This is a genomic window from Umboniibacter marinipuniceus (genome assembly GCF_003688415.1).
Lineage (GTDB): Bacteria > Pseudomonadota > Gammaproteobacteria > Pseudomonadales > DSM-25080 > Umboniibacter > Umboniibacter marinipuniceus.
This window is the reverse complement of sequence record NZ_REFJ01000005.1, coordinates 189570-214222: the sequence shown is the minus strand read 5'-3', so window position 1 is coordinate 214222 and position 24653 is coordinate 189570. Positions and strand designations below refer to the sequence as shown.

Sequence of the window (24653 nt, the reverse complement as noted above, 5' to 3'; positions counted from 1 at the left end):
CCTTCCTGAACGAACTGACGAATCAATCCATTATAACCACCAAAAGGGTAGTCTGAATACCGATGAATCAGATTGAGCGACTAATTTTTTGCCGACATAGGGAAGAATATTGGGTGGCCCTATCAGCCACATCCCGGCACATGAGGTCACTGCTACCGTTGCTCCCTTCCGGGCCTGGCGGGGTTTACAGTTGCTCATTGCGAGAGGACCGATAGGACCATAACAAGGGCGCCATTATACGAGAAATTCCCGTTGCTTCAATAGCTTAGAAGAATTAATTTAGATTCATTAGTCAGGAGCAATACGAATGATCAAAACTCGCCCATTTTTACCCCCTTCCGAGCTGCCGCAGAATGCTCGTTTTATCGACTGTCGCTTCGAGCTGCTCGCTAAGGATGATTCAGCCGGTCATCACGCCTTTCTAGCAGGTCATATTCCAGGTGCAGTTTACGCTCACCTCAACCATGACCTCTCTGGCCCCATTATGACGAATCGCGAAGGGCGTCATCCGCTTGGCCGACATCCGCTGCCGCCAATTAGCACCTGGTGGGGAACGCTCTCTAGCTGGGGGATAAGCGTAGACGATACGATTGTCTGCTATGACGATCACAATGCCGCCTTTGCAGCCCGCGCTTGCTGGATGCTCCGCCAATCAGGATTCAACGCCTATGTGCTAGATGGCGGGCTGCAGGCATGGCAGAACGAGGGAGGTGAATTAAGCACTAGGATCGTCAACTACCCGCCATCGGACCTCACTCAACCGCCGAACTTTGCCGCTTATAGCTATACGCAGTTAGCCGCAAGCGGAACACTAATCGATGCCCGCGCCAACGAGCGCTACCTGGGTGAGGTTGAACCGCTTGACCCTATCGCCGGCCATATCCCTGGGGCTATCAACCTTCCTTTTAGCAATAATTTCGAAGGCGGGAAACTCAAATCGGTAGCCGCTTTGAAGCAGATTTGGCAGCCGATCGTTACCAAACACCCCCAGCGAACACACTACTGCGGTTCAGGTGTGACCGCTTGCGTCAATCTTTTGGTATTGGCACAAATTGGCCATGAGGGTGATGCACTCTATGCAGGGAGTTGGTCCGACTGGTGCAGCCATCAACCACTTCACTACCCAGCCTAGCGGAGCTAAGTTTAGTTAACGCTAGCTCGAAAGCGCTTAGCTGAAGCTGCTTGGAAACAGCGTCATCGCGGCGCTGTTTCAAGCTCCAAACGATTTGCCAGATCAAGGACAAACTGAATACGTTCAGCAATGGGTAGTGGTGGAATGCGATGAATACGGTAACCGTTGTCACGGTAGACCGCTTGTAATAGCTCAACCAGCTTAGCGGCCTCTTCCTCCGAGTCATTTCGACCAGATGCTTGCCGAAGATCTAACTCATCAAGCACCAACGGCTCGACAAAAAAGATATGGTCGTAGTGATGCGCCGCTAGCTCAACCTTGAAACTCTCTGGCGCCTGAGTATTAAACATCGTGAGATATGCCAAGCCGTCTAATGTCCCTCGGTCCAAGAAGCTACGGCGAGAAGGATCCAAAACGGCTTCTAGCTCGGTTTGGTGACGGTAGATTCGCTGCTGAAAACCCAACGGATCTCCGCGACGCCATTCGTCCTGCTCGGCAAGTCCAAGCTCGCGAACCAAGGCTTGAATGACATCGATAGCCGCCTCTGGGACGGTTTGCTCGCCAAGATCTCGAAGCGCATCGATTAACGTTGTTTTGCCGCTTCCCGGTGCGCCGGTTAAGACAATCTTCATGACAGCGTCTTCCTCAGGTTGTTTCACTAAAGATAATATCGTCGACCGAACATTGGAGGCCGCGCGCAATCGCCCTGCGATTCGCTTCTGACGCCAGCCGTCTACCGTCTTCGATCATTTCATAATAACTTGGGCTAATCCCAGCCTCTCTGGCAAGTGTAGCAACACTTAAGCCTTTAGACTCGCGAATTGCCCGTAAGGTTTCCGAGCTAATCGCCGCCTTTACCGGCACTGACTGTTGCGACGACTGTGGTGCACTGATTCCCGCCAGCGTAAGCAAGCGCTGATAGTCATCCCAGCTTAATACTGCAAAGGCGGGCTTATCTTCCTGTTTTATGACTTGAACTTGATGTTCCATTACTTCATCCAATGGCTAATTAGTGCAATAACGAGTGCCAGCATGATCAACGGGAACAACCAAGGTCGTACCTTGGCAATAAACTGGTCACTGGGCGGTTTTGTTCCTTTGGTAATGGTTACCAACAGCGCAAGCGAGGCAAATAGTACAACTAAAATAATCAATAAATTCATGGGGTACTCTCCTTCGAGATGCGTATACTTACAGGATCAACTATTGATGGATTGATTATGCCTGCAATTATTATCCTTGTTTTTCTAGCCTTCGTTGGCTACTTTCTTCGCGCTAGCTATTATAAGCAACCCGTTGACACACGGACACGCTGGTTAACCGTTAGAGTGCTGTGGGCCCTGGTAGGGCTGTGTGTAATCGCCGCCGCTACCGGTCGCCTTCATGTTATGGGAGCGCTGACCTCGCCATTAATCCCTATCGCCTGGCAGTTGTACACTCGTTTTAACCCGCTGAATAAAGCCACTGATGACTCAAAGCAACGGAGCCAAGCATCAACTTCTACGATGACTCGGTCTCAAGCACTTAAAATTTTGGGTTTGAATGACGGTGCAACCCCTGAGGAAATTAAGTCCGCTCACCGTGAATTGATGGCAAAATATCACCCAGATCGTGGTGGCAACGAATTTTTAGCTGCACAAATCAATGAAGCTCGAGATCAACTTTTAGGTTAACCGCTTAAACCTTAATGGTCATCGGAGGCCGACAAAGTCGGATCTTCAGCCTTGGTGTAGCTCCAGCGCCGATTACTCCAAAGCCATGTTTCTGGCTGAGCAACGATCGCTTCGCCTCCTCGCTTCGCATACGCGTCTAATATTTCATTACCCTCTTGCTGATAAGGGGGTTCTGCTAGAATTTCTAGGCGAATTTCATAGTAGCCACGAGCAACTCGACGTGGCCAGCCGTACACCACAACCGCATTATTATTCTTCGCGAATAACTCCGCACCCAAGGGAAAAGCGGTGTCCTGTCCCAGCATCATTGACCAAACCTTTTTACGCTTTTTTAGCGGTGCTTGATCCGAAAGTAGCACTAGAAAAAAGGGATCCTTGCGATGATTGAAAAGTTGCACCGCCTGCTTGTGCGGCACCAAGATGGAGCCAAAGCGGGCTCGGGTCTCGCGGAAATACCCATCGAAAGCCTTGTTATGCAATGGCTTATAGATAACTTCTAATGGCGGATCTAATGTTAGCGTAGCCGAGTGTAGCAGCCACTCCCAGTTACATTGATGGAGCGCCATCAAGACAATGGACTGCCCATCCGCCCACAGGTCGTTGATGAGCTCTGGATTCTCCCACTTCACCCTGCTTAAGAAATCCTCATCACTCAAATGAGGTGAACGCAGTACCTCTACAAACATATCACCTAAAAACTGGTAATAATCTTTGAGAATTAACTCCCGCTCCGCTTCCGTTTTAGCCGGATAGACTCGAGCTAAATTCTGGCGAGCGATCTTAACCCGGTATTTAAACACCCGGAACAGGAGAAAACTCAATAACGGCGCGAGTACCCGGTAGGATACAGCAAGTGGAATCCGGCTTAGTAATTTTACGATAAAAACACCCATGCGAACTCCCTAGATTGGACAAACAACACCGGTTCCACCGATACCACAGTAGCCGGCCGGGTTCTTATGCAAGTACTGCTGGTGATAGTCCTCGGCGAAGTAAAATGGCACCTGGACGGCAATTTCTGTAGCGATTGCACCTAAGCCCTTGGCGTTTAAGGCCTGCTGATAAGCTGATTTGGTGCCATTGGCTAAGACGGCATCAGCATCGCTCTCTAGAAAAATAGCAGAGCGGTATTGAGTCCCTATATCATTACCTTGGCGCATCGCCTGAGTGGGATCATGCTTCTCCCAGAATAAGGCAAGTAGTGCCTCAAGGGTGACTTGGGTAGGATCATAGATCACTTTCACTAATTCAGTGTGACCGGTATTACTGGTACAAACTTCTTCGTAACTTGGGTTCGGCGTATAGCCGCCACCATAACCAACAGCCGTGCTAATAACGCCAGCTTGCTGCCAAAAAACACGCTCAGCGCCCCAAAAGCAGCCCATTCCCAAATAAACAACCCTTGCTCCCGTTGGCGCCTCTAACATTGAAGTACCTAATACAGCATTAATTGGGTTAATGACAATTGCTTCGCTTCGACCGCTTAGCGCCTCATCGGCACTGATCATTACTGTAGAACGCATTTTGTAGCCTCTAATCAATATCTAAAATATAACCACGGGACGCCGACTGGTTAACATGCCAAGGATATACCGCAGCATCATACTCAGTTTGACACCACCTCGCTAGCTCATAAAACGGCGGCCTGCCGGGATCCGCTAAAATGACTCTAGAGACCCCCGCCTCTTCGCAGCGCAATAACAGTTCAGATAATACTTCCGGCATATGATCCCAGAAACAGATGTCCGCGGCGATGACTAGGTCAAAGTTTGCTAACTGGGCCGCGGTCAGCTGGTCAAAATCCATGGTAACGGTATCGAACTGGGTTTTATTCAGACACGCAACAAGTTCGCTGTAAGGCACCACGTCCGGGTCAATATCCAGCGCAACAACCTTGGCATTGAAGGTAAGCGCTAAGTAGGCAGAAAGTACTCCCCAGCCTGCACCAAGCTCTAAGATACGAAGGTTACTAGCAATTGGATTGGACTGAATAAAATCAATGAGCACCTGTGTAGACGCCCAAACTTTGTTGCCATGCGCTGACCGAGCTGTCGCAGCCCGTTTTAGCCGCCTCACAGCCGGGTGAGTTGATCGTGGCGCCTTGATGTTTGGTGCACTTGGAATATTGAAGTAATGATCTGCCATGACGAGAGTGTAGCGAAGATAGGACCTGAAACCTAGCCACAATGGAAATCGAAGTACCGTCGCGGTGTGTCTAACAGCTCAAAAAAAACGGCGAAGCCCGAAAGCTTCGCCGTGACGATATCTTCATCAACTACAAGGTTTACAAGCCGCCTGGCCCACAATCCTCTGCGAAATAGCTGAGCATCCGCGTGTAGAACATTTTCTGATGATCAAAGGTCAGCGTATTCGAAAAATGATCCGCCCCTTCTAATTCCATGTATTCGTAGGGAATTGCATTCTCATCAAGGGCCGCTAGATAGCGCTTGGCGTGTTCGAGAGGAACGCGCTGATCAACACTACCATGCACCACAAATAATGGGATGTTGACCTTAGCAACTTCGTCGATAGGCGAGATACTGTCGCGCCAGAAGCGCTCCTGCTGAATCCGCGAGGAGCCCGATAAACGACTAACGTAGTAGTTGAGCTGCAGTACATTATCGGCAACCGCTGCACCAGCAATAGCGCACTGGTAGATCTGGTCTTCACGTGACGCTGCTACCAAGGCGGCATAGCCACCATAGGACCAACCGAACATGGCCATACGATCCGGATCAACTAAGCCCTGCTCCACCAAATACAAAGCACCATCGTCCTTGTCGTCCTGCATTTCGTAGCCACCTTTACCACCGTTGATAAAGGCTGACATGTAGTGATCCATGCCGTAGTTCATCGAACCTCGATACTGTGGCTGCAACACCATGTAGCCACTGTTAGCAAGAAGTTGCGCCCAGCGATCAAAAACGACGGTTTCCCCAACAAACGGTCCGCCGTGAGGCATCACTACGAGTGGAAATGGACCTTCTCCATTAGGAACGGTAATAAATGCAGGAATAGTTCGACCATCACGTGATTCGTATTGAATATATCGAACATCAGCCAGGTTTTCAGACTTAAGTAATGGCTGCTGCTCGCCAACAGTACTCAAGCGGCCGTTTCGGATCAGATAGTAGGTACCTGGGTCCCGCGGCGAAGTATTACGTACAATCAGTGTTGCGCCATCACTGCTTCTTGAGGCAATAGAAACTAATCCCGCATCGGGAACCAACTGCTGTAGTTGGCTGTAAAGTGCTTCTTCTTCACCATCAAAGTAGACAAAGTGAAACTTATCTTTATAAAATCTAATTCCCGTTATAGTGTCAGGATTATTCCAACGATTAGAGTGATAGCGAACACCGCCAATATCGACATCATTGCGGCCGTATATCTTCTCGCCAAATCGCTTGGTTTCCGTATTGTACTCCCACAGCGAGGCCTTATCTTCGCCGTTCTCGGCGACTACAAACCATAGATGCGGCGCTGCTTCATCAAAGCCCACAACCCGGAAACTCTCATGCGAGTCGTCGCTAACCCTATGAACTTCAATCCACTCGTCGTCAACTCGACTCATGTAGAGTGTTTCAGCGTTGATACCGTCTCGGCTTAATGCATACCAAGGCCTACCGTCGCCGGTAAAGCGAAAGCTACCCATAGCATCATTTCCACGCATAATCAGACGCTTAGAACCTCTGCGTAAGTTGTACTCGTAGAATGACTGTGCGCGATAACCGCCCGCCACGGAGCCAGTAGTACGACTACCACTGTCCTCAGGATAAAAAGACAACAATACTGAATCAGGTTTACCTGGCAGTAAGCTGACGATCGATGCCCCGGGCTCTCGAAGCTCTTTTATACGTTCTCTTTCAACGTCTAGTCGTGCAATTGAGTACTCGAAAACACCTTGGTTAAAGCCATTAATATCGTCACGAACTTGCTGTCGTAAGGTCAAAACAATATCTTTGCTCGTGACCCATGAGAAACTCTGAATTTCCATGGGATCGGCATTAACCCGATAGGGCTGCGCCTCTAGATCGTCTGTTTGGTAGACCTCAATCACCGGATTCGCATCACGGTTGGCGATCTTTAATAATGCTAAATATTTACCATCCGGAGACAGTTGTACATCACTGATCACTGATCTTAGTGCAAAATACTCTGGCGGAAGCACTTCAGCGTTGCTAAGCATTGAACTGAACGCTAAACAGATACCCGCTAATATAACGCGGAGTTGTTTGAACATAATATTAACCTCGCATACTTCAAAAAAAAGGCCCCTGTTAGGGGGCCTTATCGCTAGCTTAGTGTTAGAACTTAACACCAACCTCGAGAGAGATAACACGACCCATTAGATCATAACCTGCGCCAAGTGGCGTGTTATTACGACCGAATACCTGAGCGGTATCAATACGCGGTGGCGCTTCGTCGAATACGTTTGAAGCGGTAAGACTTACGCCCCAAGATTCAACGTTATAGCTCAAACCAGCACTATGAAGCATGTACTCATCTGCGTAACCAACGTCACGACAGTCAGTGCCGCCGTTAGCGATACCTACACATGAATCCGAGAATACGCCAGTACCATTGGTGTCGAATACATCCGAGTACGGATCAACACCGGTTGGATCTTGAGATACCGCACCAATAAAGTTAATACCCCAGGTGAGTGACCAATCTTCGTAGCTTAGCTGGAATCGGCCATTACCGGTCCATTCTGCGTAACCAAAGCGGCCAACTGAATCGTAATACAACGAATTACCACTGTCGTCAGAATACGTCTCAGAAGACTCTAGGACACGCGTGGCGGTAATGCCTGCGTAGAGACTGAATGGAAGATCAGCAACGGTGATGTCATGACGGTAATCGAAAGTATAGTCCATTCCTCGAGCGCGCTCTTGGTCACGGTTGGTGAAGAACGCATCGATGCGATCAATACGATAATCCGTACCACGGCTAATGCTGCCACAGAACGATGACGGACTACTTGGCAAGGCGTAGAAACAGCTGTTGGTGATATATGAAGCAGAAGGCTCAATGATTGAGTTCTCAACTTTAATATCGTAGTAGCTGAAGCCTAGCGACATATCAAACTCATTCCAGAACGGCTGATCAAAGGAAAAACCGACGGTCAATGACTCTGAAGTTTCTTCTTCAATATCTTGAGTACCACCGGAATAAACCTCGACTGAATAGGAGTTAAACCCGCCGAAACCCGCCTGGTTCACATCCGTTGGATCAATGCCGTTGGCCGCACAGTTTGCAAGTACTTCAGGAGCACGCTGATCCATAGTAGGATCGTAGTTACCCGCTAAATCCAGTGCATTATCCGGAATACCACATGGGTCAAATACCGAGCCAAAGCCCGACTGATCGGCCAAGAAGTTTTCACGGAGGTTAGGCGCACGATAAGATGTGCCGTAAGTTGCACGAAGCAATAGCGAATCAACCGGACGGTAACCAACCTTTGCACCACCTGTCCATGCACCACCGTAGAATTCGTCTTTGGTGTAACGAGTAGACAAGTCAACGGTCAACTCAGTAACGAGTGGAACGTTAGCTAATACTGGGATGGAAACTTCTGCAAATACTTCTGAAGTACCCTTGCTGCCCGTTGCGCCTCCATCTGAGAAGAAGCCGAAGAACAAGCCATCTCTAGCTACGTCATCGGGAATAGACTCAATCTCATCGTGGCGGTATTCCACACCAATTGCACCAGCCAATTCACCTGCCGGGAGTTCGTAGAGCGTACCAGACATGAAAGCGTTGAAAACATGCTGATAGTACTTGGTATCAAAATCACGCGAGTCGAAAAGATAGTTACGCTCTGCTGCAGTACCGAAGTCACCAATAACACCAGCATAGAGCGCTGGGTCATACATATTTACCGGTACACAGCCGTCGGTACCATCAGGTACGCCATCACCGTCATTATCCACACCACAGATAAAGTTACCTGGGTTGTTTGGATCTTCAATTGTTGTTGCAAGAGATAGATCTAGGCGGTCACCACGGATACCGTAACGGCTTGACTTACCCTCAGACATGCTTGATGAGATCGACGCCTCATAAGCCCAATCACTAAATGAACCGAAGTTCATGAACGGAAGATCACCTCGAACTCCACCCACGAATCGCGCCTGAGCGACTTTCGTGTCACTGGTAGTACGGTCACCGCGAACGTTAACAATAGGGGTTGTCTCAACCGCACCTAGCGCGCCGTCTTTCAGAATGCCGTTAGAGTGGTAGAAATTCCATGCACCCGGGCCATAGAGCGCATCAAACTGCGAAACCCATCCTGGATTCATGTTCATATTATCCATTAACTGGTCAAAGGCTAGACCACAGTCAATGCCATTCACACCATTTGGATTACAGAAGTTAAATGGGTTATTAGCCGGGACGTCTGGGAACAGCTGATACGCTCCCGAATCGGTGTAGTTCTCACGCTGAGAGTACAAAAATTCACCAAAGACTGTGGTGTTCGACTCACCATCAAAGGTGTACTCACCGTTTGCTAAGAAGCTAATACGCTCTACTTCAGGGTAGAGATGAGCGAACCCAGTCTTACCATTCAGTGAGTAGTCTTTATAGCTCACATCCGCAACGCCATCGCCGTCACTATCGATACCAATGCCGAATTGCTCTGATTCAGAGAATCCTGGCCAGCCACCGTTCGTCATGCCCGGTGTGTAATAAACAGAACCCGCGCGGCTTCCGCCGCCTACAAATGCTCGACCCGCTAATGATGAAGGTTTACAACCATCAACTTCCATTCCCCGAGTTAGTGCATAGTAAACGTCTTCGCTGTAGAATTTCCCGTCGAGGCCTTCTTCGTAGTTCTTATCACACTGTGCGGTCCAGCTTCGATCGTCAAAGCTCACTGACTCCGCCTTGTAATACTCCAAACCCATACCGAAGAAACCTCGGTCGCTAGAAGTACCCCAAGTCAAGTTCAGATTACTCGCTTCGCCACCCGACTGACTGGGCACTGAAGCGTTTGCAATGATTTCAAAACCATCGAAATCTTTACGAGTAATAACGTTAGCTACACCCGCAATGGCATCAGAACCGTAAACGGCCGAGGCCCCATCGAGAAGAATTTCGTAGGTTTTAACCATGCCAGACGGCAGTAGGTTAAGATCCGGCGAACTTGGCGCACCTTCAACACCCGCGGGCGCTAAGCGACGACCGTTCAAGAGAACAAGTGAACGATCAGCACCTAAACCACGAAGACTCAGGGTAGAAGCGCCTGGACCATTGTCGAGTACGAAGCCCGAGAAGGTGGTATCAATTTGCTGACCGCTTGCAGCAGTACTTGACTGAAGTACCGACGCTGCATCGAAATTACCGAGACTACGCTCAACATCTGCATCAATGACCGTTAGCGGTGAAATTGACGAGAATGAGTCGCGACGAAGTCGTGAGCCCGTCACAACAACTTCTTCCGTTTGCTGTTGTTGCTCTACAACTTCCGAAGACTCAACCGTCTCGGCAGTTGTTTCTTCCTGGGCATACGCTACGTTAGCAAACGTAGCAACAGACGCCATCGACACCGCAACTGCGAGTGGGCGCGCCTTAAATAACGAAGAGATTGTCATGTTTCCCCCTAATCTCTATTAGTACGACAGCTCAGCATCACCGTTATACCAACTACCTTGTTGGTAGTAAGAGCAATACGCAAGCAGCTAAAATTCGAAGCATTTTTGATATAATTGTCGCTTCATATGTGAGATATCACTTACGTACAATAACTAACTTTTCAGGTAGTAACAAGTGATACTATCGCGAAATTGGCAATTAGAATTTGTTATATCTCTGCATCAGTTTGTTCTAGAATAACGGACTACATAACCACAAAGTTGGTAAGCATTTTGCTGGACGGGAAATTAGCCTTAACCTATCGCGACGACTACCTTGCGGCATTCAGCAAGCCATCGGGCTTGCTGGTTCATCGCTCCCCAATAGACAGGCATGAAACCGAATTCGCTCTGCAGCAGGCGCGAGACACACTCAAGCAATACGTTTACCCCGTGCATCGCCTAGATAAACCCACCAGCGGCTTATTACTTTTCGCCCTATCCTCATCAGCCGCCAAAGCACTTGCCGACCAGTTCGCAGAGAACCTTATTGCCAAGCACTACCAGGCAGTGGTTCGAGGCTGGCCCGTCAGCCAGTCTATTGATCATCCACTGAAGCTAAGCTTGGACGACCTTAAGGGAAAAACTGATCGCGCCATCGAAATTCAGAGCGCTCAGACGGCAGTAGAACTTACCGCCACGGCAACGCTTCCTATCGCCTTTGATCGGTACCCAGAGATTCGCTTGGCTCAGGTTTCGCTTAAGCCTCAGACAGGTCGGCGCCACCAAATTCGTCGCCATCTAAAGCATATCTCACACCCAATCATCGGCGACCCGAAATACGGCAAAGGAGCCCTGAATCGCTTTCTTGCCGCCGAACTCAACATCAATCGACTGATGCTACATTGCCAAAGCATGAGCTTTACACACCCTGTCACCAACGAAGCCATAACCTTAGACGCGCCCGAGCCCGACGCATTCACCCAGCTGGCCAGTCAGCTTCACTGGGAGCAGACACCAAAATGAACCGGCTCCATGTTTCAGACAGATTTCGCCTCATCGATTTGGCGCTACTGCTATTCATAAGCTTTGCCCTTACGATGACGCTCTCGATGATTGATCCCGACCTGCCATCAAACCAGCCCACTTCGCCAGTTAGCTGCGAATTCTTCAACACCAGCGGCCAACTGCCCCAAGAACTTCAAGTTGTTAATTGGAATATCGCCAAGGAGCCGTTAGCAAAAGTACGGGAAGCTCTCCATAACACAAGCGTCAATTTACTCGTGCTGCAGGAGTCAGCCGTTGATGAAGGTTTTTTGTTTAGCCCTGGCCATCGTGCCCTGGAAACAACGGGTGTTGCACTTGAAAGTAGGGTCTCTCCTTCCAAAGTTTGCCATTGGCAAAGTTTTGAGCCAATTATGTTGACGCCGAAGGCGGCGATTGCGGCAAGTTTCCCCATCGCAGGGAGCGAGGATGAATTGCTGGTTATCAACCTCCATGGTGTTAACTTCAGCTGGCTACTGGGAACATGGAAAAGGCAAATACGGACGGCTGCTCTATTAGCAAAGAGTCACAAGGGGCCCATCATTTTGGCAGGGGACCTGAATACTTGGCGCTATGAACGCTCACGATTTATCAAACAAGTGGCCGAAGAACTTGGCTTAGCGCAGCCCGCCTATGTTGAGGATAACCGAACCGCGCCCTTTGGCTATCCTTTAGACTGGATACTATCGAGGGGAATTAATTGGACAGAGGTGAGTGCTCCGAACGCCGAGCTGAGTGACCACAACCCCATTTTAGCAACGGGGATTATCGTGACCACCGCTGCCGAAGACTAGAATGTTAGTTTGTTAGTTTGTTAGTTTGTTAGTTAGTTAGTTAGCTAACTAATCAAACCGCTTGGTAACTAAAATATCACTGGAAGGAGTAAGTTAACTCATAATGCCTATAAGCACTTCTTTGAAGACAAAACCTGCCACACCGAAACCAAGCACTAAAAAAATGATTGCCCCACCAAACTTACCAGCCTTGGACTCTTTGGTTAATTTGTACATGATATAGCCCATGTAGAGAATCAGACCCGTTACCAGTATTTTGGTTGCCCAGTCTGCAAATTCAGCTTCGCTCATTTCATGCTCCGTTCGATGATAGGCCCCATTATAGGTGACGGATGCGCTTAGGACTAGCCCAATCAGAAATTGCCAAATCAGAGAGTAAATTGTTGCGCAATAATTGCTTCTTCAACTAGCCTAGGGAATATTTACAGTTATTATCGCCCGCGGACAGAGCTGCTAATATTGCGCGGATTTTCAATTTAGATGCCCTATGAGGCTCAGGTACTAAACATGCTCGAGAAGCTATTTAAAATTACTGAACATCAGTCTTCGGTAAAAACAGAATTTATCGCTGGTTTAACCACCTTCCTAACCATGGCCTATGTGCTATTCGCCACCCCAGGTATGATGGCAGCAGCCGGCATGCCCGCCGATGCTGTATTCATCGCAACAGCGCTTGCCGCGGCATTAGGCTGTCTACTCATGGGGCTTTGGGCTAATTTCCCCGCTGCCCTAGCACCAGGAATGGGTTTGAACGCCTTTTTCGCTTTCGCCGTTGTCGGTGGCATGGGTTACAGCTGGCAGGAAGCACTGGGCGCAGTGTTCGTATCAGGTATTATCTTCTTCCTGCTCTCAGCGTTTAAGATTCGTGAGTGGATCATCACCTCCATTCCGAAGAACCTTCGTCACGGCATCACCGTTGGTATTGGTTTATTCCTTACCATCATTGCTTTCAAACAAGCAGAAGTCGTTGTGGCTAGCCCTGCAACCTTAGTCGCCTTGGGCGACTTCACTAAGGCAGGGCCTATCCTTGCCTCGCTTGGCTTCCTCGCGATTATCGCAATGGAGTCTCGCAAGGTGACAGGTAGCGTGCTGTGGGGCATTTTGGGCGTCTCTATTATCGCCTACGCACTTGGCCTGACCGGTGGTGCTCCAGTAGATGCCGCTGCCGAGTCACTCACCATGACTGAATCGCTAATGCAGATTGCTGGCGCAATGACCTTCGAAAACATTCTGACTTCAGGCATGCTGGCCGTCATTTTCGCTTTCGTATTCGTTGACCTCTTCGATACCTCAGGCACGCTTATGGCAACAGCTTCTCAAGCTGGTCTTGCGGATGAAAAAGGTAACTTCCCAGGAATGGGTAAAGCAATGATGGCTGATTCAACCGCCACAACCGTTGGTGCTGTTATCGGTGTGCCATCAGTGACCACTTACGTTGAGTCGGCTTCAGGTATCGCCGCCGGCGGCCGTACCGGTCTTACTGCAGTGGTTGCAGGCATTCTGTTCTTACTCGCCCTACCGCTCGTAGGCATTATTGACTTTGTTCCTGCCTACGCCACAGCCCCAGCGCTTCTTTTCGTTGGTGTACTGATGACTTCAGACATGAAGAATATAGATTGGCACGATCTGACTGAGGCAACACCGGCCTGGATCGCAGCTATCGGCATGCCGCTATTCTTCTCAATCTCTCACGGTATCGGCATGGGTTTCCTAAGCTATACGCTAATTAAGCTATTTAGCGGTCGCTACAAGGACCTTAACCCAGCACTTGTGATTGTTTCACTGGTTTACGTATACGTTCTCGCTACTGGCGCTTTCTAAATCGCCCAGCCGAATCGCTAGTACAAACCTAAAGAAGGGGATTACTAACCATAGTAATCCCCTTCTTTTTTTCAGTACTTTGCTCTTGCACCTAATCCCAGCAATTGGATCAGAGGGTGCACATTGCTAATAACGATCAGCGAATCAATTCACTACCCCAGCACTTCGGAGCTTGGCTATTTCCGCGTCAGATAATCCCATCTCCTTAAGCAGGGTTTCACTATCCTCTCCCGCCGCCGGCGGTGCTCGGTCGTAGCTTAGTGGTGTTCGAGAAAACTTCACCGGATTCGCAACAGTCTTTATTAATACTCCATCGCTGCGCTCTTGCGCTAACACCATTTCGCGATGCTTAATCTGCTCATCCTCAAAGACCTGGTCAAGTGTATTGATGGGCCCTACGGGGACACCTACCACAGACAATTCCTGCAGCCACTCTGCCATGGGTTTGGTGCTGGTAATTTCAGCGATCATAGGCACCAGCTGAAGGCGGTGTTTAACCCTACTAGGATTGGTTGAAAAGCGTTCATCACTCGACCACTGCGATTGTCCAAGTTGCTGACATAACAGGGCAAATTGCTTGTCATTTCCTACTGCTAACATGAAGTAACCATCAGTGGCAGGAAATGCTTGATAAGGACAAATATTGGGGTGTGCCGTACCTTCGCGCTGAGGCACTACCCCGCCCACTAGGTAATTCGCTGACTGATTCGCCAACCAGGCAACCTGAGTATCTAGCAACGCTAAATCAATATACTGCCCTTCGCCGGATTTCTCGCGCTCAATCAACGCTGCTTGAATCGCCGCTACGGCATACATTCCGGTCATCAAGTCTGCAACCGCCACACCAACTTTTTGCGGCCCAGCGTCACTTTCATCGTCTCTAGGGCCGGTAATACTCATCAGCCCACCGGAGGCTTGAATCATGGCATCGTAGCCGGCTTGCTTCGCTTTAGGCCCAGTTTGACCAAAGCCTGTAATAGAGCAATAGACTATCTCTGGATTCAGAATCTTTACGCTTTGATAGTCCAAATTATATTTTTTGAGACCGCCGACCTTATAGTTTTCAATCACAACATCGGCATCGCCAATAAGCTGGCGAATCAGTTTTTGCCCTGCTTCGGTACGAAAATCAATGCAAAGCGATCGCTTCCCACGATTCGCACAACTAAAATAGGCCGCATCGTCTGATCCATCTATCCAAGGAGGTCCCCACTTCCGCGTATCATCCCCTTGAAGACTCTCAATTTTGATCACCTCCGCGCCAAAATCAGCCAGCACTTGGCCTGCCCATGGCCCGGCCAAAATGCGACTTAAATCTACTACTTTTAATCCTGCAAGTGGTCCACTCATGATTAGCTATCCGTTGGTAGGTAATTATTATGAAAGGAGTGTATCGCGTTAGCGCAATGGTTTCACTAGTTCCCAATTTAAGCGTAAACTAGGGGGAAATATTATGAGGTGACTGCAATGTCGAAAGGCCGTGAAAAACATCAAGCGCGATTGAACGAGCTCTCACTATTTGGCAAAGACTTGGCGCGCCGGTCAGGTCGAAAATGTGAGTTATGCGAAGCCTCAGGCGTAGCGCTCAAAGTGGTTGAAGTGGAACCGGCGCCCAAGGAACCTGATTTCAACTACTGCGTTTTTATTTGTGATAGCTGTGACGATCAACTCCGTAGCCCGAAGCGCAGAGATCACAATCACTGGCGGTGCCTAGCTCAATCTGTATGGTCCGAAACTCCTGCCATCCAAGCTCTCTCAATATGGCTAGTGAGACAAATCCCCGAAGACTGGGCCACGGATACGGTTGAGATGTTGTTTGCCGACGAGCATGTGATGCAGTGGGCTGACACCATCAACTTCGATGGTAAATAGTAAGTTGGCAACATTATGATTGAGCATCAACTAGACCTAACCACTCCAGCACTCCTTTTTCCTGCGATTTCTCTGCTGCTGTTAGCCTACACCAATCGCTTTTTAACGCTGGCTCAATTGCTCCGACAGGTTCGTCGACAGAGTATCGACTTCTCTCATTTCAGCGGTGCTCAGCAGGTTAAAAACCTGCGTTTTAGGGTCCTTCTCATTCGTTGGATGCAATTCCTCGGTGTTGCCGCCTTTCTGCTCTGTACTGCAACCATGCTCGCCCTCTATCTGTCTGCAGCAGGCGTAGCAAGTCTGCTCTTTCTCGGCAGTCTCATTACCCTCTGCGGTTCGCTTATCTTCTCGATGTGGGAAATCCACATCTCAATGGTCGCTATTAATTTGGAACTTGAGGGATTAGAGCGAGAAAGCGCGGAAAGCCGCGAAGGCTAGTGGTAGCCACAGAGCAGTCATAATAGCGTTTAGCCCCATACCCAGAGCACTAAATCCGGCCTCAACGGGGTTATTTTCCAATAATTTAGCCGTTGCAAAAGCATGGGCCGTTAGCCCCTGCGAAAGCCCTCGCACCACCGGGTCTTCCACCGCCAGCTTCGCCAGCACATAAGGACCAAGAAATGCCCCCATCGCGCCAGTGATTGATACCGATAAGGCGGATATTGGCGCTAGCGCCCCCATCATTTCGGCCAACGTATACGCCACCGGGGTTGTGACCGACTTGGGGGCTAAACTCAGCCAAACTGCCTCGTCTATTCCCATCCAGGGCAAGGGCCCTATGGCAAGCATACCCAGCAATATTGAACACAGAGCCAAGCCTGCCGCTAATCTTGCGAAACCCGAAGCCAGTTGACGAATGCTCCGATAGATGGGTAAAGCCAGCGCCACAATGGCAAGCTCTAAGCAGCGCAATAGATATTGCCCACCCTCCATAAATTGAACATAGCTCAATGGCGTTAAAATTAGTATTGCAAAGACGATAGCGCTCAGCGAGAACACGGGGTGAAGCAACGGCATGGCGCCACTACGGCGATAGGCCCAAAGCGTGAAGCGATAGCACACCACAAGCGCTAGGATGGTACTCCCCGCTAGCAGCCAACTCATCATCGCCTAGCGTGCCTCGTTGCGCGCTGTAGTATCAATGCAACAACGATTAAACTTAACAGCCAGCTAACAAAAAGGTAGGCAACTAACAGCAACCAAGCAAATGCATCCAACACATTTATCTGGGTGACGCCTACGATAGCTGGAATGAAAAATAGACTGAGGTGAGGAAGGAGTCTATCTACGGGCTCGCCCAACCACGGCGGGATATGCCCAAGCGTAGTGAGAGCTATCACCAATAACAGCATACCAATAATGGCACCCGGAAATGGCAGCGCCAGCGATGTCTGAAGCAGTTTGCCTACAGCCAAAAAGACGCTGAGGCAAACTACCATAGCTAGAGCTTTAGCAAGCCACTTTAGTGATTGCATGATCCCTCGAGTGATTTAACTTTCCGGCGATACGCATGAAGCAGCGGTTCGGTATAACCACTTGGCTGCTCAGCTCCGAGAAAAATTAAATCACGTGCTGCCGCGAAAGCCAAATTCTCCGATGGATTAGTCGCCATCGGTCGGTAAGCTGGATCACCCGCATTTTGCTGGTCTACAATCGCCGCCATTTTGATCATTGATGCATCAACTTGCTCAGCAGTGATCAGGCTTTGCGTGAGCCAATTACAGATGTGTTGACTTGAGATACGAAGTGTTGCTCTATCTTCCATCAAGCCCACGTCATTGATATCCGGTACTTTCGAGCAGCCGACTCCCAAATCCACCCAGCGAACAACGTAGCCCAAGATACCCTGAACATTGTTATCCAACTCATGTAAACGGGTCTTTTCATCAAGCTCCGAGATATCGGTCTGAAGCGGGATTTGCAGAATGTCATCAACGGCTGCTGGCGCTCGTGATTTCAGCTCATCCTGAACCGCTGCAACACTTAGCTGATGGTAATGCAAAGCATGCAAGGTAGCAGCGGTAGGCGATGGGACCCAAGCGGTATTGGCCCCAGCTTTTGGGTGACCAATCTTTTGTTTCAACATTTCGGCCATTTGGTCGGGAATGGGCCACATTCCTTTACCAATCTGAGCTCGTCCTTGAAGGCCACACTTGAGACCGATATCAACATTGGAGTTTTCGTAGGCTCCCAACCAAACTGCCTGCTTAATTTCGGCCTTAGGAAGAAACGCCCCCGCTAGCATTGAGGTATGAATTTCATCACCCGTGCGGTCTAGGAAACCGGTATTGATGAAGGCAACCCTACTCGACGCTGCAGCGATACAATTCTTCAAGTTAATAGAGGTTCGTCGCTCCTCATCCATGATGCCCATTTTGATCGTACCTGACGGCAATTGGTAGAGATTCTCAATTGCAGCGAAGAGCTCATCGGCGAAAGCGACTTCCGCTGACCCATGCATCTTAGGCTTCACAATATAGATACTTCCACAACGACTATTACCCTCTTCACCACGGTTTAAATCGTAAAGCGAAATCAGACTCGTCACTACCCCGTCGATAATACCTTCGGGCACTTCTCGGCCGCTGGCGTCGAGAATTGCATCGTTAGTCATTAGGTGGCCAACATTGCGGACAAATAGCAAGCTACGCCCTTTGAGTACAATGGTCTCCCCGTCCCTACCAATATAGCGTCGGTCTTCATTGAGCTTGCGTTCAATAGTCTGGCCATTCTTTTCAACCTGCTCAACCAAGTTCCCCTGCATTAGGCCCAACCAGTTCTTATAGCAGAGGACTTTGTCTTCCGCGTCGACTGCTGCGACAGAATCCTCGCAGTCCATGATGGTTGATAAGGCTGACTCTAAGAGGATATCGCTCATATTAGCGGAATCCGCTTTGCCCACATTGGTGTCGGCATTAAACTGTAGCTCAACGCTTAAACGGTTGTGCTCAAGTAAAATACGTTCCGGTTTCTGAGGCTCTCCACTGAAGCCCTTCCAAGCACTACTGTCACGCAGTCTTACCAAATCACCACTGAGGAGTTCAATAACTAGCTCGCCCGATTCAACTCGGTAGCTCACTGCATCTTGATGCGAGCCGCTTTGTAGCTGAAAATTCTCGTCTAACCACGACTTGGCCCAGGCAATAACTTTGGCACCGCGAACCGTATCGTAGCCTTTTCCGGCGGGCTCAGAGATCAAGGCATCAGTGCCATAAAGTGCATCGTAAAGGCTTCCCCAACGCGCATTGGCAGCATTGATGGCGTATCGGGCATTCATGATGGGAACAACTAGCTGGGGACCCGCCTGTTCAGCAAGCTCCGCGTCAACGTGATCAGTGGTAATAGTAAAATCGTCAACCACTGGCTCTAAGTAACCAATTTCCTGAAGAAAGGTTTTATAGGGCTGGAATTCAAGCTTTGGATGATGGCGATGGTACTCGCTAATTCGCGCTTGCAGGTCGTCGCGTTTGATTAGCAACTCGCGATTCTGCGGGGCAAACTCTTCAATAATATGCTCGAAACCCGCCCAAAACGCGGCGGATTCAATGGCCAAACCAGGCAGTACATCTCGGTTGATAAAATCAGCAAGAACATCTGCTACTTGAAGCGTCCCGATAGATTGATACTGTGTCATAAAAGCTACCTCATTTGTTGCGCCACCCTAGATGAATCAAACTCATAGTGGCAAGTCTATGGATTCATCATAACCAGACACACGCAAACAGCTAGTGACAATCGGGTATTACTCAGATAACTTCTATGAATACTGTTTAACTCAACGCTATAGAATAGACGTAATCATCCATCACGAACCCATTGCCAATATCGTTACACACGGATTCTAGCCGAACAAAACCATTTCGCTCATAGGCCTTTATGGCTTTCACATTCTCTTTGTTCACCGCCAATTTTAACATCGACGCACCCGCCGCTTTTGCCTGCAGGGACACCGAACTGATCAGCTGGGAACCTAGCCCCGCCCCCATAGCCTCTGGCCGCAAATAGAGCTTATGAAGGTAAGCGATGGACGCATCTAGCAACTCCCACGCTGCGAAACCACTCAGCTCGCCCTGGCTAAATAACCCTATGAATTTAACGCCTCGCTGGATATCACTACCTAGTTGTTCAGTGCTATACATCCAGTTGAGCATGTAATCAATCTGCTCCAAGGAGATAATACCGGGATAGTGCGCTCGCCAAGCTACCTCAGCAATGGTTTGAACTGCGGGGATATCTTCGGTAGTTAGTAAGCGAATGGTGATATTTTCAGGCATAGGGAATAGGAACCGATAGTGTTTCTTTAACTTCTTCCATTACAACATAAGAGGTTGACTCCTGCACATCCGGTAAGGTCAGGAGCGTTTCACCAAGAAAATGCCGGTACGCAGGCATATCGGCAACACGGGCTTTGATCAGATAATCAAAGTTACCTGAAACTAGATAGCATTCCTGCACTTCGTCTAACTTAATGGCCGCCTCGCGAAATTCAGAGAAAATACCCTGCGCCTTTCGCGCCAAACGGATTTGCACAAAAACCACTAAACCAGCGGACAGATAAGAGGGATCAATAACCGCAGTGTAACCTTTTATCACCCCCTGCTTCTCAAGCCGCTTCACGCGCTCCATACAGGGCGTAGTGGACAATCCAACCTGTCTCGATAGCTCGGCATAGCTAATTCGTCCATTTTTCTGCAACAGCCGTAAAATATTTTTATCAATTTTACTAAGATTCTTCATGTCACTTTTCATACAAAATCTCAAAAATCAGTGGATTTCACTATTTTACATTTAATTTACCAATACAATCACCTTAAATTAACCGTTAATCAGAAAAAAAATCAAATATTGCCCTCTATAATGAATCCAGTTCCTAATAACTATTCCTAAACACGATTTAGCTTTTATAAGAGGATTTTCGCCATGTTAATCGGTGTACCTAAAGAAATAAAAAACCACGAATACCGTATTGGTTTAACACCTGCCGGTGTTAAAGAACTTATCGCTAACGGCCATGAAGTTATGGTTGAATTTAATGGCGGCGATGCCATCGGTTTCGGTAACGACCAGTATGTTGCTGCCGGCGCAGAAATCGTAGAAAGCGCTAGCGAAATTTTTGCTCGTGCCGATATGATCATCAAAGTGAAAGAGCCTCAGCCGGTTGAGTGCGAAATGCTTCGCCCAGGTCAGTTGCTCTTCACCTACCTTCACCTTGCTCCAGATCCAAAGCAAACAGAACTGCTAATCAAGTCTGGTTGTACGGCTATCGCTTACGAGACCGTGACCGATAATGCTGGCACTCTGCCACTGCTTGCGCCAATGTCTGAAGTGGCTGGTCGCATGTCTATCCAAGCTGGTGCACATCACCTTGAAAAAGCGCAAGGCGGTTGCGGTGTGCTACTTGGCGGTGTTCCTGGTGTTGCACCGGCCAAAGTATTAATTATTGGTGGTGGCGTAGTAGGTACACAGGCTGCTCGCATGGCAGTAGGCATGGGTGCTGATGTAACAATTCTTGATCGCTCACTAACTCGTCTAAAGCAGCTAGACAGTGAGTTTGATGGACGCCTTCGTACTATCTACTCAACGGCTGACGCAATCGAAGCATACTCTTCAGAAGCAGACTTAGTCATTGGTGCCGTATTGATTCCAGGCGCAGCAGCGCCGAAGCTAATCACTAAAGAGCACTTGAAGGCCATGAAGAAAGGCGCGGTAGTGGTTGATGTTGCCATTGACCAAGGCGGTTGTTTCGAAACTTCACGTGCTACAACTCACCAAGAGCCTACTTACGTTGTTGAAGACGTTGTTCACTACTGTGTAGCGAATATGCCAGGTGGTGTTGCTCGTACATCTACCATGGCACTGACCAATGCAACGCTTCCATTCGCTGTAGCGTTGGCGAACAAAGGCGCAGCTAAAGCTATCGCCGATGACAAGCACCTCGCGAATGGTCTTAACATTCACGCTGGTAAGGTAACCTGTGAAGCCGTTTCCGTTGCGCTAGGTTATGACTACGTTGCACCAAGCGTAGCGCTTGCATAAGTCACTGTTCAAATAAGTGATACAAAAAAGCCGAGCAACTTAGCTCGGCTTTTTTATGCAACCTCATTCCACCTCATCAAGCCGGTAATGAAACTTTATCTTGGTTGATTTGGCCTCGGTAATTTCTGGGTATTGATAGCCTTCACTAGTAATACAGACATAGATACATACATACATACATACAGACAGACAGACCGATCGATTGAAATCATTAATCGCCTCACCCGACAGATCCGTTGCCGATGCATTCGGCACTGCCAAAGCTAAGGCGCTTATGCTTCGCTCCCACGCCGATATGCCAACTGCTTAACTTTTCCGAGGTAAAAAAAACGAGCTTGGCAGTAACTACCAAACTCGTTTCGCTGTGAACAATGCTAGTAATCGTTATTCAGGAATCGGAAAACCTCGATCACGCATCAACGGTTCAATACCAGCATCGCGACCGCGGAATAAGCGATAGGCTTCCGCAGGGTCCATTGAGTTGCGCGGAGCAAACAAGTAGTCCACTAGGCGCTTTGCGACATCCTCATCATAAAAGCCACCCGGCGCTTCAGCGAAAGCTTCTGAGGCATCTGAAGTAAGCACATCCGCCCACATATAACCGTAATAGCCCGCTGAATAGCCTTCGCCCGAAAAGATATGGCCGAAGTGCGGTGTACGGTGGCGCATCACCAATTCGCTCGGCATATTAAGCGCCGCTAGGGTTTCACGTTCAAATGCGTCTGGGTCAATGCCAGTTGGATCCACGGTGTGGAACTTCAAATCAACCAGCGCACTTGCCAAATATTCGGTGGTGGAGAAACCCTGGTTAAAGGTAGAGGCCGCTTGAATTTTCTCAAACAATTCCGCCGGCATGGGCTCACCGGTTTCAGCGTGAACTAAGTAATTATTGATCACCTCTGGTGTGCTCAACCAACGTTCAAGTAGCTGGCTTTGGAACTCTGTATAGTCGCGAACACCACCGTTTAATGATGGGTACTCAACATTCGAAGACAGTGAGTGAAGCGCGTGCCCGAACTCATGGAAGAAGGTGGTAGCGTCGTCCCACGAAACCAACACAGGCTCACCTGGTGAGGCTTTAACGAAATTTGAGTTATTAGAACTCAGGACGTTAGTAGGCCCTTGGAAGGTAGTATGCGAACGATAGGAGGTTGCCCAAGCACCTGAGCGCTTACCTTGGCGTGCGAATGGATCGAGATACCATAAACCGATATTTTCTCCCGAGGTCTTATCAGTGACCTCCCAAACGTTTACGTCTGGATGGAAAACTGGAACAGAACCTTCGGCAACTGGAGTAAACTCGAAGTTAAACAGCTCACCCGCCACGTAGAACATAGCTTGAGTAAGTTTATCCAACTGGAGATATTGCTTCACTTCGTCCGAATCAAGGTCATACTTTGCCTTACGCACTTTCTCTGCGTAGTAACGATAATCCCATGGTGCGATAGTGATATCTGCGCCTTCTGCATCGGCAATTGCCTGCATATCTGCAACTTCTTCGGCCACTCTACCAATTGCTGCGGGCCATACGGCTTCCATCAACGCCATGGCATTCTCAGGGTTCTTGGCCATACGGTCTTCCAAGCGCCATGACGCATAATTTGGGTAGCCCAAAAGATTTACGCGCTCGTGACGTAGCTGCAGGATCTCAGCGATGATTGCATTATTATCAAATTCGCCGCCATTATCGCCGCGGCTATAATAATTGCTCCAAACCTGCTCTCGTAATTCACGATTATCCGAGTAAGTAAGGAATGGAGACATTGAAGAGCGAGTGTTGGTAATCGCATACTTACCTGCCTCACCACGCGCTTCGGCAGCCGCCGCTGAAGCACTCACAAACGAGGCGGGTAAACCACCAAGCTGACTGTCATCAAGGTACACAACATAGCCTTCTTCGTCAGCGAGTACGTTGTTTCCAAATTTTGTATGTAGCTCCGCTAAACGCTGTTGAATGGCCGCATAGCGCTGTTTGGCCTCACCTTCAAGGGTGGCGCCGTTACGTGCAAAACCGTTATAGGTCAAGGTTACCAAGCGTTGCTGATCAGGACGCAGGGCGCTCATTTCTTCACCTTCATAGACCGCTTTAACACGATTAAAAAGCGCTTCATTTTGGTTAACCTGCGAGAAAAAGGCGCTCATCTTCGGCGCCATCTCCTGCTGAATTGCACGAAACTCTGGCGATGACATGTTTGAAGACCAAATGCCGTAATACGTGAAAACGCGACCAAGATCATTACCTGTAGCCTCAAGTGCAACAATGGTATTTTCGAACGTTGGAGCAGCTTCCTGGTTGGCGATTCGCTCTACCTCGATAAGGTTTAGGCGCATTCCTTCTTCTAGCGCTGGCTTCAAATAGTCCAACGACATCTGATCAAAGGATGGCACGCCGCCATAGGGACCTTCCCACTGTGCAATCAGCGGGTTATTCATCTCTGCCACGGCGGCGCTTGGCTCATCCATAGCCGAATCATTAGATGGGGAACAGGCAATCATTGAGCCCATTGCAACAGCAATAGCTAACGGTTTTAAAGTATGTTTAATCATAGTACTCGCATCTTATTAACAAAGCGGGAAACCCACGGTGTCATTTAGGTTAGCAGGATTCTTGTTCCGTTAAAGCTCGCGCCGCAATTTTCTAACTATTATTGGCTGCGCAGGCTGAATCAAGAAAGTGTCGAAGTTAATAGTCTTTTATCGCCAAAAT

25 protein-coding genes and 1 other RNA gene are annotated in these 24653 nt (G+C 48.9%); 8 read left to right on the top strand and 18 right to left on the bottom strand.

From position 1 onward, the window contains the following. Positions 1-117 precede the first annotated feature (117 nt). Positions 118-214: signal recognition particle sRNA small type (ffs, locus tag DFR27_RS10930), an RNA gene on the bottom strand. A gap of 93 nt (positions 215-307) precedes the next feature. Between ffs and DFR27_RS10925 the strand changes: the two genes are divergently transcribed. Then, positions 308-1132 (top strand): sulfurtransferase, encoded by an 825-nt coding sequence (locus DFR27_RS10925; RefSeq protein WP_121877501.1) that lies wholly within the window; start codon positions 308-310, stop codon positions 1130-1132. 62 nt (positions 1133-1194) lie between these two features. On the opposite strand, the gene DFR27_RS10920 is transcribed toward DFR27_RS10925, so the two are convergent. The 3 genes from DFR27_RS10920 to DFR27_RS12595 are packed head-to-tail and all read right to left on the bottom strand — an operon-like array spanning position 1195 to position 2295. Beyond that, positions 1195-1764 (bottom strand): AAA family ATPase, encoded by a 570-nt coding sequence (locus DFR27_RS10920; protein WP_121877500.1) that lies wholly within the window; start codon positions 1762-1764, stop codon positions 1195-1197. A gap of 13 nt (positions 1765-1777) precedes the next feature. Continuing rightward, positions 1778-2122: a helix-turn-helix transcriptional regulator gene (locus tag DFR27_RS10915; RefSeq protein WP_121877499.1), complete on the bottom strand. Its 345-nt coding sequence runs from the start codon at positions 2120-2122 to the stop codon at positions 1778-1780. After that, entirely contained in the window at positions 2122-2295 is a 174-nt protein-coding gene (locus DFR27_RS12595) for a hypothetical protein (RefSeq protein WP_170150849.1), read from the bottom strand. Before DFR27_RS12595 ends, DFR27_RS10915 begins: the two co-directional genes overlap by 1 nt. A 57-nt stretch (positions 2296-2352) precedes the next feature. Between DFR27_RS12595 and DFR27_RS10910 the strand changes: the two genes are divergently transcribed. Further along, the gene (locus DFR27_RS10910) at positions 2353-2805 is read left to right on the top strand and encodes a DnaJ domain-containing protein (protein WP_170150848.1); all 453 of its coding nucleotides are present in this window, start codon (positions 2353-2355) and stop codon (positions 2803-2805) included. Between the two features lie 11 nt (positions 2806-2816). Here the strand turns inward: DFR27_RS10910 and DFR27_RS10905 are convergent, their stop codons facing one another. From DFR27_RS10905 to DFR27_RS10885, 5 genes are all read right to left on the bottom strand, one after another. Continuing rightward, positions 2817-3698, bottom strand: coding sequence for a lysophospholipid acyltransferase family protein (locus tag DFR27_RS10905; RefSeq protein WP_121877497.1), 882 nt, complete (start codon positions 3696-3698; stop codon positions 2817-2819). Between the two features lie 9 nt (positions 3699-3707). Continuing rightward, positions 3708-4328, bottom strand: a complete 621-nt coding sequence (msrA, locus tag DFR27_RS10900; RefSeq protein ID WP_121877496.1) for a peptide-methionine (S)-S-oxide reductase MsrA — start codon at positions 4326-4328, stop codon at positions 3708-3710. A 10-nt stretch (positions 4329-4338) separates the two neighbouring features. After that, on the bottom strand, positions 4339-4950 hold the full coding sequence (locus DFR27_RS10895) for a class I SAM-dependent methyltransferase (protein WP_121877495.1): 612 nt from the start codon (positions 4948-4950) through the stop codon (positions 4339-4341). Between the two features lie 139 nt (positions 4951-5089). After that, positions 5090-7045, bottom strand: coding sequence for an alpha/beta hydrolase family protein (locus DFR27_RS10890; RefSeq protein WP_121877494.1), 1956 nt, complete (start codon positions 7043-7045; stop codon positions 5090-5092). Between the two features lie 64 nt (positions 7046-7109). Continuing rightward, positions 7110-10400: a TonB-dependent receptor domain-containing protein gene (locus DFR27_RS10885; RefSeq protein WP_121877493.1), complete on the bottom strand. Its 3291-nt coding sequence runs from the start codon at positions 10398-10400 to the stop codon at positions 7110-7112. Positions 10401-10673: 273 nt separating this feature from the next. Here DFR27_RS10885 and DFR27_RS10880 point away from each other — a divergent pair, with 273 nt between their 5' ends. After that, the gene (locus tag DFR27_RS10880) at positions 10674-11405 is read left to right on the top strand and encodes a pseudouridine synthase (protein WP_121877492.1); all 732 of its coding nucleotides are present in this window, start codon (positions 10674-10676) and stop codon (positions 11403-11405) included. Then, positions 11402-12217, top strand: a complete 816-nt coding sequence (locus DFR27_RS10875; protein ID WP_121877491.1) for an endonuclease/exonuclease/phosphatase family protein — start codon at positions 11402-11404, stop codon at positions 12215-12217. Before DFR27_RS10880 ends, DFR27_RS10875 begins: the two co-directional genes overlap by 4 nt. Before the next feature lie 93 nt (positions 12218-12310). On the opposite strand, the gene DFR27_RS10870 is transcribed toward DFR27_RS10875, so the two are convergent. Further along, a complete protein-coding gene (locus tag DFR27_RS10870; protein ID WP_121877490.1) occupies positions 12311-12508 on the bottom strand; it encodes a DUF2788 domain-containing protein in 198 nt (65 codons plus the stop codon). Positions 12509-12724: 216 nt separating this feature from the next. Here DFR27_RS10870 and DFR27_RS10865 point away from each other — a divergent pair, with 216 nt between their 5' ends. Next, a complete protein-coding gene (locus DFR27_RS10865) occupies positions 12725-14038 on the top strand; it encodes an NCS2 family permease (RefSeq protein WP_121877615.1) in 1314 nt (437 codons plus the stop codon). A gap of 144 nt (positions 14039-14182) precedes the next feature. On the opposite strand, the gene DFR27_RS10860 is transcribed toward DFR27_RS10865, so the two are convergent. Further along, positions 14183-15388 (bottom strand): CaiB/BaiF CoA transferase family protein, encoded by a 1206-nt coding sequence (locus DFR27_RS10860; RefSeq protein ID WP_121877489.1) that lies wholly within the window; start codon positions 15386-15388, stop codon positions 14183-14185. Between the two features lie 117 nt (positions 15389-15505). Here DFR27_RS10860 and DFR27_RS10855 point away from each other — a divergent pair, with 117 nt between their 5' ends. Beyond that, the gene (locus DFR27_RS10855; RefSeq protein ID WP_121877488.1) at positions 15506-15910 is read left to right on the top strand and encodes a phnA protein; all 405 of its coding nucleotides are present in this window, start codon (positions 15506-15508) and stop codon (positions 15908-15910) included. A gap of 15 nt (positions 15911-15925) precedes the next feature. After that, a complete protein-coding gene (locus DFR27_RS10850; protein ID WP_121877487.1) occupies positions 15926-16348 on the top strand; it encodes a DUF2721 domain-containing protein in 423 nt (140 codons plus the stop codon). Here DFR27_RS10850 and DFR27_RS10845 read toward each other — a convergent pair. The 5 genes from DFR27_RS10845 to DFR27_RS10825 form a co-directional block, all read right to left on the bottom strand. Beyond that, positions 16313-17017 (bottom strand): LrgB family protein, encoded by a 705-nt coding sequence (locus tag DFR27_RS10845; protein WP_121877486.1) that lies wholly within the window; start codon positions 17015-17017, stop codon positions 16313-16315. The two genes, DFR27_RS10850 and DFR27_RS10845, sit on opposite strands and share 36 nt — an antisense overlap. Beyond that, positions 17014-17385, bottom strand: a complete 372-nt coding sequence (locus DFR27_RS10840) for a CidA/LrgA family protein (RefSeq protein WP_121877485.1) — start codon at positions 17383-17385, stop codon at positions 17014-17016. Before DFR27_RS10840 ends, DFR27_RS10845 begins: the two co-directional genes overlap by 4 nt. After that, complete coding sequence (locus tag DFR27_RS10835) at positions 17373-19544, bottom strand: malate synthase G (RefSeq protein ID WP_121877484.1); 2172 nt, start codon at positions 19542-19544, stop codon at positions 17373-17375. The genes DFR27_RS10840 and DFR27_RS10835 overlap by 13 nt, the downstream gene beginning before the upstream one ends. Positions 19545-19680: 136 nt before the next feature. After that, positions 19681-20184, bottom strand: coding sequence for a GNAT family N-acetyltransferase (locus tag DFR27_RS10830; RefSeq protein ID WP_121877483.1), 504 nt, complete (start codon positions 20182-20184; stop codon positions 19681-19683). Then, positions 20177-20647: an Lrp/AsnC ligand binding domain-containing protein gene (locus DFR27_RS10825; protein WP_425452023.1), complete on the bottom strand. Its 471-nt coding sequence runs from the start codon at positions 20645-20647 to the stop codon at positions 20177-20179. The genes DFR27_RS10830 and DFR27_RS10825 overlap by 8 nt, the downstream gene beginning before the upstream one ends. A 183-nt stretch (positions 20648-20830) precedes the next feature. Here DFR27_RS10825 and ald point away from each other — a divergent pair, with 183 nt between their 5' ends. Next, positions 20831-21946 carry an alanine dehydrogenase gene (gene ald / locus DFR27_RS10820; protein ID WP_121877481.1) on the top strand — a complete coding sequence of 372 codons (1116 nt, stop codon included), beginning with the start codon at positions 20831-20833 and terminating at the stop codon, positions 21944-21946. 63 nt (positions 21947-22009) lie between these two features. Here the strand turns inward: ald and DFR27_RS12495 are convergent, their stop codons facing one another. Then, complete coding sequence (locus tag DFR27_RS12495; protein ID WP_147434537.1) at positions 22010-22207, bottom strand: hypothetical protein; 198 nt, start codon at positions 22205-22207, stop codon at positions 22010-22012. 123 nt (positions 22208-22330) lie between these two features. Next, on the bottom strand, positions 22331-24493 hold the full coding sequence (locus DFR27_RS10815) for a M3 family metallopeptidase (protein WP_121877480.1): 2163 nt from the start codon (positions 24491-24493) through the stop codon (positions 22331-22333). Positions 24494-24653 lie beyond the last annotated feature (160 nt).